Annotated in this window: 11 protein-coding genes; 7 read left to right on the top strand and 4 right to left on the bottom strand. The window is 72.2% G+C overall.

What is annotated here, in order from left to right; translation table 11 throughout:
• Positions 1-2 precede the first annotated feature (2 nt).
• Genes CLT74_RS21490 through CLT74_RS21460 form a run of 7 tightly spaced genes read left to right on the top strand, consistent with a single transcriptional unit; the run spans position 3 to position 8,872 of the window.
• Positions 3-491, top strand: coding sequence for an FHA domain-containing protein FhaB/FipA (locus CLT74_RS21490; protein WP_099848303.1), 489 nt, complete (start codon positions 3-5; stop codon positions 489-491).
• A complete protein-coding gene (locus CLT74_RS21485; protein ID WP_099848301.1) occupies positions 488-1,951 on the top strand; it encodes a protein phosphatase 2C domain-containing protein in 1,464 nt (487 codons plus the stop codon). The genes CLT74_RS21490 and CLT74_RS21485 overlap by 4 nt, the downstream gene beginning before the upstream one ends.
• Before the next feature lie 26 nt (positions 1,952-1,977).
• Positions 1,978-3,465 carry an FtsW/RodA/SpoVE family cell cycle protein gene (locus tag CLT74_RS21480; RefSeq protein ID WP_099848299.1) on the top strand — a complete coding sequence of 496 codons (1,488 nt, stop codon included), beginning with the start codon at positions 1,978-1,980 and terminating at the stop codon, positions 3,463-3,465.
• Positions 3,462-4,967, top strand: a complete 1,506-nt coding sequence (locus CLT74_RS21475; RefSeq protein ID WP_099848297.1) for a peptidoglycan D,D-transpeptidase FtsI family protein — start codon at positions 3,462-3,464, stop codon at positions 4,965-4,967. The genes CLT74_RS21480 and CLT74_RS21475 overlap by 4 nt, the downstream gene beginning before the upstream one ends.
• 1 nt (position 4,968) lies before the next feature.
• Entirely contained in the window at positions 4,969-6,351 is a 1,383-nt protein-coding gene (locus CLT74_RS21470; RefSeq protein WP_099848295.1) for a protein kinase domain-containing protein, read from the top strand.
• The gene (gene pknB / locus CLT74_RS21465) at positions 6,348-8,180 is read left to right on the top strand and encodes a Stk1 family PASTA domain-containing Ser/Thr kinase (protein WP_099848293.1); all 1,833 of its coding nucleotides are present in this window, start codon (positions 6,348-6,350) and stop codon (positions 8,178-8,180) included. The genes CLT74_RS21470 and pknB overlap by 4 nt, the downstream gene beginning before the upstream one ends.
• Positions 8,177-8,872 (top strand): ElyC/SanA/YdcF family protein, encoded by a 696-nt coding sequence (locus CLT74_RS21460; RefSeq protein ID WP_099848291.1) that lies wholly within the window; start codon positions 8,177-8,179, stop codon positions 8,870-8,872. Before pknB ends, CLT74_RS21460 begins: the two co-directional genes overlap by 4 nt.
• A gap of 140 nt (positions 8,873-9,012) precedes the next feature.
• Here CLT74_RS21460 and CLT74_RS21455 read toward each other — a convergent pair whose 3' ends face one another.
• From CLT74_RS21455 to CLT74_RS21440, 4 genes are read right to left on the bottom strand one after another with little or no spacing between them, the layout of a single operon-like run.
• Positions 9,013-9,663, bottom strand: a complete 651-nt coding sequence (locus tag CLT74_RS21455; RefSeq protein ID WP_099852538.1) for an aminodeoxychorismate/anthranilate synthase component II — start codon at positions 9,661-9,663, stop codon at positions 9,013-9,015.
• Positions 9,664-9,668: 5 nt separating this feature from the next.
• Positions 9,669-9,971, bottom strand: coding sequence for a hypothetical protein (locus CLT74_RS21450; protein WP_099848289.1), 303 nt, complete (start codon positions 9,969-9,971; stop codon positions 9,669-9,671).
• A 2-nt stretch (positions 9,972-9,973) separates the two neighbouring features.
• A complete protein-coding gene (locus CLT74_RS31480; protein ID WP_486582460.1) occupies positions 9,974-12,628 on the bottom strand; it encodes a class E sortase in 2,655 nt (884 codons plus the stop codon).
• Positions 12,629-12,635: 7 nt separating this feature from the next.
• Positions 12,636-13,445: a DUF881 domain-containing protein gene (locus CLT74_RS21440; RefSeq protein ID WP_099848287.1), complete on the bottom strand. Its 810-nt coding sequence runs from the start codon at positions 13,443-13,445 to the stop codon at positions 12,636-12,638.
• Positions 13,446-13,464 lie beyond the last annotated feature (19 nt).

Genomic DNA, 13,464 nt, shown 5'->3' with positions numbered 1-13,464 from the left:
CCTTGCCGGAACTCGTCATCACCGTTGCCCGGTTCGGATTCCTCATCCTGCTGTGGATCTTCGTGTTCACGGTGGTCGGTGTCATCCGTCGGGACCTCTTCGCGGGGGCCCGTTCGGGTCGACTGGTGGCCGCGCCCCGGACTGTGGGCGCGTCGACAGGGCAGGCGACGGCGAAGCCGGCGAAGGTGAAGCGGGGCCGGGCGGCGCACCAGTTGGTGGTGACCGCGGGTCAGTTGGCCGGTACGCGGATCACGTTGGGTGAGGCGCAGATAACGATCGGTCGTGCCGAGGACTCCACCCTCGTCATCACCGACGACTACGCGTCCGCGCGACACGCCCGGCTGGTGCCGCGTGACGGGCAGTGGTTCGTCGAGGACCTGGGTTCGACTAACGGGACGTACCTGGATCGCGCTAAGGTCACCGGACCGACCCCCGTCCCCCTCGGCGTGCCGATCCGGATCGGCCGCACCTCTCTCGAATTACGGCCATGACTCTGACCCTGCGCTATGCGGCCCACAGCGACCGCGGTCTGATCCGAGACGGTAATCAGGACTCCGTCTACGCCGGGCCGCGGCTACTCGCCGTTGCCGACGGCATGGGCGGCATGGCCGCCGGTGACGTCGCCAGCAACATCGTCATCGGTGCCATGGCGCCACTGGACGAGGACGTCCCGGGTGACGCCCTTGTCGACGCGCTCCGCTCCGCCGTGGGCACCGCCAACCAGCAACTCCGCGAGACCGTGGAGGCCAACCCTCAGTTGGAGGGGATGGGCACCACGCTTACCGCGACCCTCTTCTCCGGCAGCAAGCTGGGCATGGTCCACATCGGGGACTCGCGGGCCTATCTCCTGCGCGCCGGTGAGTTCGCGCAGATCACCAAGGACGACACATACGTCCAGATGCTCGTCGACGAGGGCCGGATCAGCCCGGAGGAAGCGAGCAGCCACCCGCAGCGCTCGTTGCTCACCCGGGCCCTGGACGGCCGTGACATCGACCCGGAGTACTCGGTCCGGCAGGTGCTTCCGGGTGACCGGTACCTGATCTGTTCCGACGGGCTCTCCGGTGTGGTGAGCGCGGAGACCATCGGCGAGACCATGCGGGAGTACGCCGACCCGCAGCAGTGCGTCGAGCGCCTCGTCCAGCTCGCCCTGCGCGGTGGCGGTCCGGACAACATCACTGTGATCATCGCCGACGCCACCGATCGGGACATCGTCGAGGCCGCCCCGATCGTCGGCGGTGCGGCGGCCCGGGACCGGGGGATGGCCACCTCGGCGGACGTCTCCACCCCGGCGGCCCGTGCCTCGGCGCTCTCCGCGCCCCGACCCCCGACCCCCGACGAGCCCGCCAACAGCGACGACGAACCCGAGGCGCGCCGCCGTCCGCTGCGTGCGCTGGCGATGACGACAGCCCTGTTGGTGATCGTCGGTGGCGGTGTGTTCGCCGGCTGGAGCTACACCCAGCGCCAGTACTACGTGGGAGCGACGGAGAACGGCCAGGTAGCGGTGTTCCGTGGCATCCAGGGCCAGATCGCCGGCATGGATCTCTCCAGCGTGCACTCGGAGAGCAGCGCGCAGCTCGACGACCTCACCCTGGCCGCGCAGGAGCAGGTCAAGCAGGGCATCCCGGCCAAGAGCGAGCCGGACGCGGAACGGCGGCTGGCGGAGCTGACGATGGACAGCCCGACAAACGTGAACCTCAAGCCGATCTGTCCGCTGACGCCGAGCCCCACAACCTCGGTGGCGGGTTCGCCGTCCCCGCCGCCGAGCCTCCCGTCCGGTTCACCGAGCCAGGTGGGCAGCAGCTCGCCGTCACCGCGGGGTGGAGCGACGGCCACGCCGAGCGGTACGCCCGCCGGCAGCTCCGCCGCCGCACCGGACAGCACCCCCGACGCGCCGCCCGTCGACACCTTCTCGCCCACGGTCGATCCGGCGGCCTGCCGGTCGCCCGAGTAGGCACCCGCTCCGACCCGAGGACGATCGTGACCGCACCGGCCACCCCGGCATCCTCGCCCGCGACCGCGGGCGAGCGGCCCGGCGTACGCATGGCCCGGTCCCGGCGCAACGCCGAGCTCTCGCTGCTGCTGCTGGCGATGGCGCTTGTCGCCGCGTACGGGGCGATGGTCGAGGCGAACGTGCTCGACACGGTCACCCCGGGCTTCTGGGTGCCGGCCGCCACACTCACCGCGGTGTTCCTCGGCATGCACCTGGTGATCCGGTTCCTGGCACCCTTCGCCGACCCGGCGCTGCTGCCGGCGGTGGCCCTGCTCAACGGGCTGGGAGTTGGCTTCCTGCGTCGGCTCGACCTCGCCAATGCGGCCCCCGAGGAACGAGCGGACCTGGCCATCTTCGCCGGCATCGGCGGTCGGCAACTCGCCTGGACGCTGATCTCGGTGGTCCTCGCCGCCGGGCTGCTGGCGCTGATGCGCGACCACCGGTCGATCTCCCGGTACGCGTACACCCTGGGGCTGGCGGGCATCGTCCTGGTCATGCTGCCGGCGGTGCTGCCGGCCAGCATCTCCGAGATCAACGGCGCGAAGCTCTGGGTACGCATCGGCAGCTTCTCGATCCAGCCGGGTGAGTTCGCCAAGCTCGCGCTGCTCGTCTTCTTCGCCTACTACCTGGTGCGCAAGCGCGAGGTGCTGTCACTGGCGAGTCACCGGTTCCTCGGCATCGACTTCCCGCGCGGGCGCGACCTCGGCCCGGTGCTCGTCGTCTGGGTGATCAGCCTGCTGGTCCTCGTCTTCGAGAAGGACCTGGGCACCTCGCTGCTCTATTTCGGCATGTTCGTGGCCACTGTCTACATCGCCACCGAACGGGTCAGCTGGCTGCTCATCGGCCTGGTTCTCTTCTTCGGCGGCGCCTACCTCGCGTACGTGCTCGGTGAGGCGGTGGGCGGCCCGTTCGCGAACTTCTACCTGCGGGCGGAGATCTGGCTCGACCCCTTCGCCCAGCCGTACGACGACGGTTACCAACTGGTCCAGGGGCTGCTCGCCCTCGGCTCCGGCGGGCTGTTCGGCGCCGGGCCGGGCGGCGGTCAGCCGCTGCTGCTGCCGGAGGTGCAGAACGACTTCATCTTCGCCGGCATCGGTGAGGAGATCGGCCTCTTCGGCCTCTCCGCGCTACTGGTGATCTACCTGCTCATCGTCGAGCGGGGCCTGCGGGCCGCCCTGGCGGTCCGGGACTCGTTCGGCAAGCTGCTCGCCGGTGGCCTGGCCTTCACCCTCGCGCTCCAGGTCTTCGTGATCGTCGGCGGCATCAGCAAGCTCATCCCGCTCACCGGTCAGACCACGCCGTTCCTCTCCGCAGGTGGCTCGTCGCTGATGGCGAACTGGCTGCTCATCGCGGTGCTGCTGCGCGTCTCCGACGCCGGCCGCCGCCCGGTCGACGGCGCCGGTGGCAAGCTGAACCGGCCCTCCGGACCGCCCGAGCAGCTGCACGGTGCCCCCACGGAGGTGATCAAGCCGTGAACGCACCCCTGCGTCGGGTCGGCGTCGTCGTGATCGTCCTGTTCGGCCTGCTCTTCGCGAACCTGAACTGGATTCAGGCGTACAAGGCCGACGAGTACCGCACCAGCGACTACAACGGTCGCGTCCAGGTCGCCAAGTACGACCGCAAGCGCGGCAACATCGAGGCCGGCGGCACCGCCCTGGCGGTCAGCAAGGAGACCGACGGCGAGCTGAAGTACCTGCGCACCTACCCCGGCGGTGAGAAGTACGCCCACGTGCTCGGGTACGAGCCGGTGAACGGCTCCGCCACCGGTCTGGAGCGCGCCGAGAACGACTTCCTCGCCGGCACCAGCGACCAGCTCATCGTGAACCGGCTGCGGGACATGGTCACCGGCGACACCACAGCCGGCGGCAACGTGCTGCTGACCCTCTCGAAGCGGGCCCAGGACACCGCGTACGACGAGCTGCGCGGCAACAACAACGGGGCGAGCAAGGGCGCGGCGATCGCCATCGACCCGGCCACCGGGGCGGTGCAGGCGCTGGTCTCCATCCCGAGCTTCGATCCGAACCCGCTGGCCAGCCACAGCAGCAACGAGGCGACAAGCGCGTACAACAAGCTGGAGCAGGACGCGGGACGGCCGCTGCGGAACCGGGCGCTCGGCGAGGTGCTGCCGCCCGGCTCCACCTTCAAGATCGTGGTGGCCGCGGCGGCGCTGGAGAACGGGATCACCAAGGAGACGAACATCCCGGCCGGATCCAGCTACACCCCGCCCACCTCCGGCGAGCCGATCCGCAACGCGGCGCCGTCGATCTGCCCCGAGTCACAGGTGACCCTGATGAACGCGGTCACCGAATCCTGCAACACCGGATTCGCCAAGCTCGGCGGACAGCTCGGCCCGGACGTGCTCAAGGAGAAGGCCCGGCAGTTCGGGTTCGAGCAGGAGGACCTGACCGTCGGCCGGCTCGGCGAGAGTGGCCTGGGCGTGGCGGCCAGCCGCACCGGCAGCATGGAGAACCCGGACGGTGGCCCCGACCCGGCGGCGCTTGCCCAGTCCTCGATCGGCCAGCGCGACGTGCGGATGACCCCGTTGCAGGGCGCCATGATCGCCGCTGCGGTGGCCAACGGCGGCAGCCAGATGCGGCCGTACCTGGTGCGTCAGCTCCTCGCACCGGACCGCACCACCGTCTACGACACCGCCAACCCGCGTGAACTGCGCCGGCCGGTGAGTGGCCAGGTCGCCGCCGACCTGCGGGAGATGATGGTGAGCGTGGTGCAGAACGGCACCGGCCGTAACGCCCGGATCAACGGCTACACCGTCGGCGGCAAGACCGGCACCGCACAGTCCGCGCCGGACCGCCCCGACCACGGCTGGTTCATCGGTTTCGCCCTCGACTCCGACGGCAAGCCGGTCTCCGCCGTCTGCGTCGTCCTGGAGGAGGCCGGCAGCGGTGGCAGCGCCGAGGCCGCCCGGATCGCCGGTCAGATCATGCGGGCCGCCATCGCCGAACCCGGGGGGCGCTGACATGCTCAGCCCGGGGGTGCAGCTCGGTAACCGCTACCGGCTCGACGAGCGGATCGCCAGCGGTGGCATGGGTGACGTCTGGCGCGGCACCGACCAGGTGCTCGGCCGTACGGTGGCGGTCAAGAGCCTGCTCCCGGCGTTGCTTGACGATCCCGGGTTCGCCGAGCGGTTCCGTGGCGAGGCCCGCACCATGGCGACGATCAACCACCCGGGTGTGGTCGACGTCTACGACTTCGGCAACGACCAGCACATCGCCTTCCTGGTGATGGAGTACGTCGAGGGTGACCCGCTCTCGGCCACGCTGAGCCGGGTCGGCCGGCTCACCCCGGCGCGGACCATGGCGCTCGTCGCCCAGGCCGCGGACGCGCTGCACGCCGCGCACGTGAAGGGCATCGTGCACCGGGACGTGAAGCCCGGCAACCTGCTGGTCCGCCCCAACGGCACGCTTGTGCTCACCGACTTCGGCATCGCCCGGTCGGACCTGGTCGGGCAGCTCACCGCGGCCGGATCGGTGCTCGGCACCGCGTCCTACATCTCGCCGGAGCAGGCCACCGGCCAGGTCGCCACCCCCGCCTCCGACGTCTACGCGCTGGGTGTGGTGGCCTACCAGTGCCTCGCCGGCCGGCGACCGTTCGAGGGTGACAACCCCCTCGACATCGCGATGCGGCACGTCCGGGAGACGCCCCGGCCGTTGCCCTCCGACATCCCGCCCCAGGTTCGCGCGCTTGTCGAGCGGGCGCTGGCGAAGGACCCGAAGGAGCGCTGGCCGAGCGCCGCCGCGCTGGCCGGCGTGGCGCGACAGTTGAAGACGGCGCTGTCCCGGCAGGCCCGGGCGGGCGGTCAGGCCGCACCGATCTCCGCCGCGCCGGCCTCGCCGGCTCCGGGCCGGGCACAGGTCCCGCCGCCGCAGCCACCGCGTCCGGTCGCGGCCCCGCACTCACCGGCCCCCGCGCACCCGCAGGCCGTGGGGCACCGGCCGCCGCCGGGCCACCCACAGGCCCGGCCGCCGATGGCCCCGCACCGTCCCACCACTGTGGCGCCGGCCGCCACCGGGTATCCGCGTGGCGCGGCAACCGTCCCACCCGGGTACGCTCCGCAGCCCGGACCGTCACGCCCGGTGCCTCGACGGTCACGATCCGGGATGGTCTTCCTGGCCATCATGCTTGGCGCACTGGTCCTTATCTGCTCCGGCGTGATTTCCTACCAACTGCGGAACAACCTCGGCGCAGGTACGCCGGGGGGCGTTTCCGTGCGAACGGTGACGTCCGACGCGCTGCGGCCCGACGGGCGAGACGATCCGGCCGGTACGGCGTACCGTCGACTGGATCAGCCCCGACCGGGCGGCGACGAGACGACGACGAGCGAAGGACGACAGACGCGATGACAGCGCAGGCCCGCCTGCTCGGTGGCAGGTACCAGGTCGGCGAGCTGCTCGGGTACGGCGGCATGGCCGAGGTGCATCGCGGTCGTGACCTGCGGCTTGGTCGGGACGTCGCGATCAAGATGCTCCGCACCGACCTGGCCCGGGACGCCACCTTCCAGATGCGTTTCCGGCGGGAGGCGCAGAACGCGGCCTCCCTCAACCACCCCGCCATCGTCGCCGTCTACGACACCGGCGAGGAGCAGGCGCCGACCGGCGAGACGCTGCCGTTCATCGTGATGGAGTTCGTGAACGGGCGCACGCTGAAGGAGGTGCTCGGCGCCGAGGGCCGGCTGCAACCCCGGCGGGCGCTGGAGATCTCCGCCGACATCTGCGCCGCCCTCGACTTCAGCCACCGGCACGGCATCATCCACCGCGACATCAAGCCGGGCAACGTGATGCTCACCCAGACCGGCCAGGTCAAGGTGATGGACTTCGGCATCGCCCGGGCGTTGGCCAGCGGTGCCACCACGATGACGCAGACGAGCGCGGTCATCGGCACCGCGCAGTACCTTTCCCCGGAACAGGCCCGTGGCGAGGCGGTCGACGCCCGCTCCGATGTCTACGCCGCCGGTTGTGTGCTCTTCGAGCTGGTCTGCGGGCATCCGCCGTTCGTCGGCGACAGCCCGGTGAGTGTCGCGTACCAGCACGTGCGGGAAGCGCCGCCGACCCCGAGCGACCTGAACCCGGACGTCAACCCGGCTGTCGACGCGATAGTGCTCAAGGCGCTGTCGAAGAACCCGCTCAACCGCTACCAGAGCGCCGGGGAGATGCGGGCGGATCTGCTCCGCGCGGCAGCCGGCCGCCCGGTGATGGCGACCCCGGTGATGCGCGAGGACGAGACCGTGGCGATGGCCGCGGCCGGCCGCCCCGGGTACCCGTCGGGGGGTGCGACGCAGACCCACCAGATCCCCGCCCGGGTGGGCGACCCGCGCCAGCGCAAGGCGTCGTCCTGGCTGATCGCGACGTTCGCCGCGCTCGGCGTGCTCGCGGTGATCGCGCTTGTCGCCGCGCTGCTGCTGAATCAGCGGGACGACCCGCAGGACGCTCCGGTGCCGACGGTGACCGGGTTGAGCCGGGCCGACGCGTTCGCCCAGATCGAGCGGGACGGCTTCGTGCCGGCACTCGGTGATCCGGAGTTCACCTCGGACTGCAAGGAGGGGACGGTCACCAACCAGTCCCCAGCGCCCGGTGAGCGGATCGCACCGAACAGCACGGTGACCGTACGCATCTGCGGCGGCAAGCCGGAGGTGGAAATTCCGCCCGGCCTCGTCGGCAGCACCCGCGAGAGCGCTGAGACGCAGCTCAAGAACCTCAATCTTGATGTCAAGGTCGAGCAGGCAAACAACTCGGCCACCGAAGGCCAGGTGTTGGAGGTCTCCCCGCCCTCCGGGGAGAAGGTCGCGGAGGGCACCGAGGTCATCCTTACCGTCTCCAAGGGCAACGTCGTGGCGGTGCCGTCGGTGGTCGGCCTGCCTCAGGCGGAGGCCAAGCGCACGCTGGAACGCGCCGGCTTCGAGGTCGACACCGATCTTGGTCCGGAGGTCCCCGCCGATCAGGCCGGACGAGTGGTCGACCAGAGTCCGAACGCCAACACCGAGCGCACCAAGGGCAGCACGGTGAAGATCATCGTGTCGGTCGAGGAGCCGGAGGACCCGGACCCGCCGTCCCAGACGCCGCCGACCAGCACGCCGCCGACCACCCCGCCGCCGGATGATGACGACGACGGCGGGGGTGGCGACGGTGGCGGGATCCTGCCGTCCTTCACCCCGTTCCGCCTCGGTGAGGAGTGACGGGGTCGACCCCGCCTGTCGACCTGGCGAGGCGTCGGCGGCGACGTCTGCTCCGGCTGGCCGTGCCGGCGCTTGTCGCGCTGCTGGCCGCCAGCCTGCCCTGGCTCTGGACGACCACCGGTGCGCTCGGCCACGTCCACGCGGCAACCGAGGCACCGGCCGCCGACGTGGTGATCGTTCTGGGTACCGCAGTGACCGAGGACGGGCGGCAACCGGGCGTCCGGCTGTCCGGCCGCCTGGAGACCGCCGCCGAACTGGTCCGCAGCGGCCGGGCCCGGGTGGTGCTCGTCTCGGGTGACGGTGCCGGCGAGTCCGGCGACGAACCGGCGATCATGGCCGCTCACCTGACCGAGCGGCTCGGTGTCGATCCGCGGCACGTGGTCGCCGACCCGCACGGGCTGGACACGTACGACAGCTGCCTACGCGCCCGCCAGGTGTACGGGATCGAGCGGGCCCTGATCGTCACCCAGTCCTACCACCTGTCCCGGGCGGTGACGCTCTGCCGGCACGTCGGGATCGACGCCGACGGAGTGACCGCCCGCTGCTCGGGCTGCGGCAACGGCCTGCTGGTGCGCAAGGCGGCGCGGGACTACCTGGCCAGCGGCAAGGCGGCCTGGGACGCCGTCCGCGACAGGCCACCGGCCGTCACATCACCCGCCGATCCCGCCATCTCCGACGCGCTGGCCCGCTGACCGCCGGGGGCTCGGTCCGGCCCGATGCTCGGGTCAGTGACCTCCCTCGTCGGGGGCCGCCGCAGCGCGCCACGGCTGTCGACGTGACGTCACACTCCTGGCGGCCCGGGGACCGACGCGACGACGTCGAAACCCTGACCTCAGGTCGTGGCGAAGGCGGCGCGGCGGCGGGCGTCGACCTCGGCGGCCAGTTCCGGAGCGCGTTCCAGCGCTTCCGGGTGACCGCAGGCGGCGAGCCAGTTGGCCAGCATCAGGTGACCACCTTCGGTGAGCACCGACTCGGGGTGGAACTGGACGCCCTCGATCGGCAGGGTGCGGTGCCGCATCGCCATCACGATCCCGGAGGCGGTCCAGCCGGTCACCTCAAGCTCGGCCGGCAGGGTTTCCCGCAGCACGGCGAGCGAGTGGTATCGGGTAGCGGTGAAGGGGTCGGGCAGCCCGGCGAGGACGCCGGTGCCGTCGTGGCGGACCTCCGAGGTCTTGCCGTGCAGCAGCTCCGGAGCGCGGGTGACCGTCGCGCCGAACGCCTCGCCGATGGCCTGGTGACCCAGGCAGACCCCGAAGATCGGCAGTTCGCCGGCGTACTCGCGGATCACGTCGAGGCAGATGCCCGCGCGGTCGGGCGTGCCCGGACCCGGCGAGAGCAGGACGCCGGCCGCACCGACCCGACCGACCTCGGCCACCTCGATCTCGTCGTTGCGTCGTACCTCGCACTCCACGCCGAGCTGGCCGAGGTACTGCACCAGGTTGAAGACGAACGAGTCGTAGTTGTCGATCACCAGGACGCGCATCGGGCTCACTCGTCCTCGTCCGGCGGCGGGGTGTTGTTCCGGTCGGTGTCGTACGGCAGGTCGTGCTCGTCGCCCGGTGGGGCGTCGTCGACCGCGCCCTCGTCCCCGGGGCCGAGGTCACCATCGGGTGCGCCCGGCACGCCGGAGTCCTCCTGGGTGACCTGCACGTCGTCGAAGGGCAGCAGCGGTTCCGCCCAGGGAAACACCACGTACCACAGCAGCGCCACCATCGTGGTGGCCAGTACCAGGCTGCCGACGAGCTTGCCGGGCAGCCCGTAGGGCAGCTTGCGCCAGATCCAGGCGTACATGGTCAGGTCCCCAGCTCCGCCGGGCGTCCCTCGGCCTTCGGCTGGGTACGCGTCAACTCGGCGTGAATGATCAACCGTTCGTAGTTGTCGAACTTCGGGTTGCAGGTGGTCAGGGTCAGCATCCGCTTCGTGGGTTTCTCGCCCGGCCGGCCCGGCACCGGGGCCACCACCTCGACCTGCGTCGGTTTGACGATCAGGCTCTCGGTGACCTGGTAGACGTACCAGTCGTTGCGGCCCTCGACCAGGATCGGGTCACCCTTGCGCAACTCGTCCAGTCGCCAGAAGGTGGCCCGGTTGCGGTGCCCGGCCACGGAGAAGTTGCCCACCTGGCCCGGCCCGGCGCTGTCCGGGTAGTGGCCTGGCGCGTACCGGATGTCCTGCTGGCCGACGCCCTCGACCACGATCCATTCCTTGTCGAACTTCGGAATGTAGAGGCCGGCGATCGGCGTGCCCTGTACCGCTGGCTTCGGCTTGGCGGACGGGCTGGCTGACGCCGAAACCGTCGGGTCCGTCGCCGGTTCGGGTGCCCACGCCTGGGCCAGTTGCTCGCTCAGCTCGCCCTGGTGCGCGTCCACGATCGCCGACTTGCCCCAGATCTCGTAGCCGGCGAAGAGCAGCACCACCAGGCCGAACGTGATCAGCAGCTCGCCGCTGAACCGGAGACCTGTGCGTACCCGGGACCACAACGACGGACGGGTCAGCTCCGAGTAGACGCTCTTGTAGCCCTCGCCCGTCTGGTGGGGGCGCAACTGCACCACCCGGTCGCCGCGCCGCGGCTTCGGTGCTTCGGCGGGCTGGTCGGCGTCGTCGGACGGCTCGTCGACCTTTGGCGGCCGAGGTACGGCCCCCATCAGGGCGGTCGAGTCAAGTACCGGCGAACCACCCGGTCGGGCCCCGGTGACCGCCGGAATGACGGCTGTGGCACCCGGGTCGGCCGCTCGGCTCGGCCCGGCCGGCTGCCCCGGGGCCGTCGGCTGAGCGGCGGCTGTCGGCCGGGCCTGCTGGCCCGGGGCTGGGCCGGTCGGGGTGACCGGACGGTCCGTGACCGGGCCGGTGAGGGGCTGCCCGTTCGTGGCCTGCCCCGCCCTGGTCGGCTCCGTCCCACGGCCGCCGGCCGCCGGGCCGGCCATGCCGCCGACCTTCGGAATCAACGCGGTCGGCCCCTCGCCGGACCAGTCGCCCTGGCCGGGTGCGTGGTTCGCGTGCACCGTCCGCCCGTCCTGGCCCGCCTGGCCGAGATGTGGCGGCTGGGCTGCCGGACCGGTCGGCCCCGGCTGCCCGGGAGGTGCCGGCGGCGCGGCCGGGCCGCTGGTGCCCGCCGGCCCGAGGTGTGGTGCGTACGGTCCCGTCGCAGCGGGGCCGACCTGCCCGGAACCGGGACGCGGCGGGTGCGGTGCCGGCGCTGCGGTAGCCGACTGCCCGGACGCGGGACGTGGCGCCTGTGGTGCCGGAGCTGCGGAAGCAGGCTGCCCGGAGCCGGGACGTGGTGCCTGTGGTGCCGGCGCGGCGGGGCCGGCCGGCCCGGAGCCGGGACGCGGCGCGGGCTCGCCGTAGGGTGCCCCGAACTGCGGAGCCGGTGTCGGTTGCGAGGGCTGCGGTGACTGACCGGGCGGCGGCATGGCCGGACGCAGGGCGGCGGGTTGAGCGGCCCCACCGGGCGGCTTCGTCGGTTGGCCGTTGGGCCAGGTAGCACCGCTGCTCGCCGGCGCAGCTCCGGTCGGACCGGGCGGTTGGGCGCCGGGCCAGGGCGGCGGGGTGCCGTTCGCCGCGCCGGTGCCGGGCCGGGGGGCGGGGTCGGCCGGGGCGGTCCGCCCGGGCTGACCCGGGGCACCCGTGACGCCCGGGTCACCGGATCCGGCGTGACCGGGCTCCGCGCTGCCGGGCCGAGCGTTGCCCGGCTGCGCGGTGTCACCCGCGCCCCGGGAAGGCTGGAATGCGCCGCGCCACGGCGTCGGCCCCACCGGAATGTCCGGCTGACCCGACGGCAGGGGTACGCCGTGCCACTGGTCGTTGTTCCCGGCGCTCTGCTGCTGGCCGGCGGTGCCACGACCCGGGTCGGGCGCGGCATCCCACTGGTTCGCCGTGCGGCCGGGATGTGCCGCGCCCGGTGCCGGGTCCCACTGGTTGGCGGTACGACCGGTGCTGGCCGGAGCGTCCCACTGGTTCGCCCGCTGGTCCGTGGGCGGTGCGGTGTCCCAACGCCCGGCGGGTGCGATCGGCTGCTCCTGGCCGTTGGCACCCCGGCGGTCGACCGGCGGCGTGCTGGCCCGCTCCGGTCCCGGGGCCGCGTTCCAGCCGGTCGGTGCGGCGGGCGCGGCCGTGGTGCGGGAAGTCGGATCCGCTGCCGGCGGTGTGTCCCACCGGCCGGAACCGGCGGGCGAGCTGGCCTCGGCGGCGCCGTCGAAGCGGCCGGAGTTGGTCGGTCGCTGCCCGTCCGATGCCCGACCACCGGCAGGAGCCTGGTCGGTCGGACGCGGAGCTGCGGCCGGCGTCGGATCGTGCGGCGCCTGGGACGGCCCGGACCGGGTGGGCAGCACCGGGTCGGGCCAGGCTGCTGCGGACCGGGCGCTCGTGGATTCTGCCCGGTCGACCTTGGGCAGGAAGGCGGTCGGCTCGTCGGTCTGGTCGCGGTGCCGACCGTCGGAGTGCGGGCTCACCGCGGGCTCACTGCGGCACCGCCGGCACCGTCGCCGAACGCAGGGTGGTGGAGTCCTCGAAGGCGGGCACCGTGACGGTGCCGGGGGTCTCTGAGTAGCCGAGCTGGTAGTTGTCGACCGCGTCCCTGAACCACCGGACTCCCTCGGAAACGGCGAGGGCCTGCCGGAGTGCGGCGGGGTCGCCAATTGCGACGATCTTGAAAGGTGGGGAGTACACCCGCCCGTGCAGCAGCAGGGTGTTACCCACGCAGCGTACCGCGCTGGTGGCGAGCACGCGCACGTTCATGATTGACATCGCCTCGGCGCCGCCGGCCCAGAGCGCGTTGACCACCGCCTGTACGTCGCCCTGGTGGACGACCAGGTCGTCGTTGGTGGCCCCTTCGGGCAGATTGCTGAGCTGCGGCGCGTCGTTGAGCTCGACGGTAAGCCCGGGACCGGTGAGTGCGGTGAAGCCGGCGTCGGCCCGACTGGCATCGGCCCGTTGCTGCTGTTCCCGGATCGGGCCGTCGGAGTTGGCGAGGACGGCCGTCCGGCTCTCCAGCTCCCCGCGTAGGGCGGCGGCCCGCTCCTCGTTCGCCGCCACCTGCGCGCGGCGATCCTCGATCAGCTCGGTCAGCTGGGGCCGACGGTCTTCGCGCAGGGCGGTGCCGCCCGCCGTGGTGGCCGTCGTGGTGAAGAGCAGACCCGCCGCGAGGGCGATCAGCGGCACGCCGACCGACCAGAACGGCCGTCGTTGACGTGGCCGCCCGGGCAGCAGCCCGGCGACGAGTCGTCGCAGCGCCTTCTGCCACGACGCTGCGCCGGACGTGTACTCCACGGGCCAGTCCCCCTCGTCG

The organism is Verrucosispora sp. CNZ293 (assembly GCF_002754655.1).
This window is presented reverse-complemented; position numbering and strand designations above follow the sequence as displayed.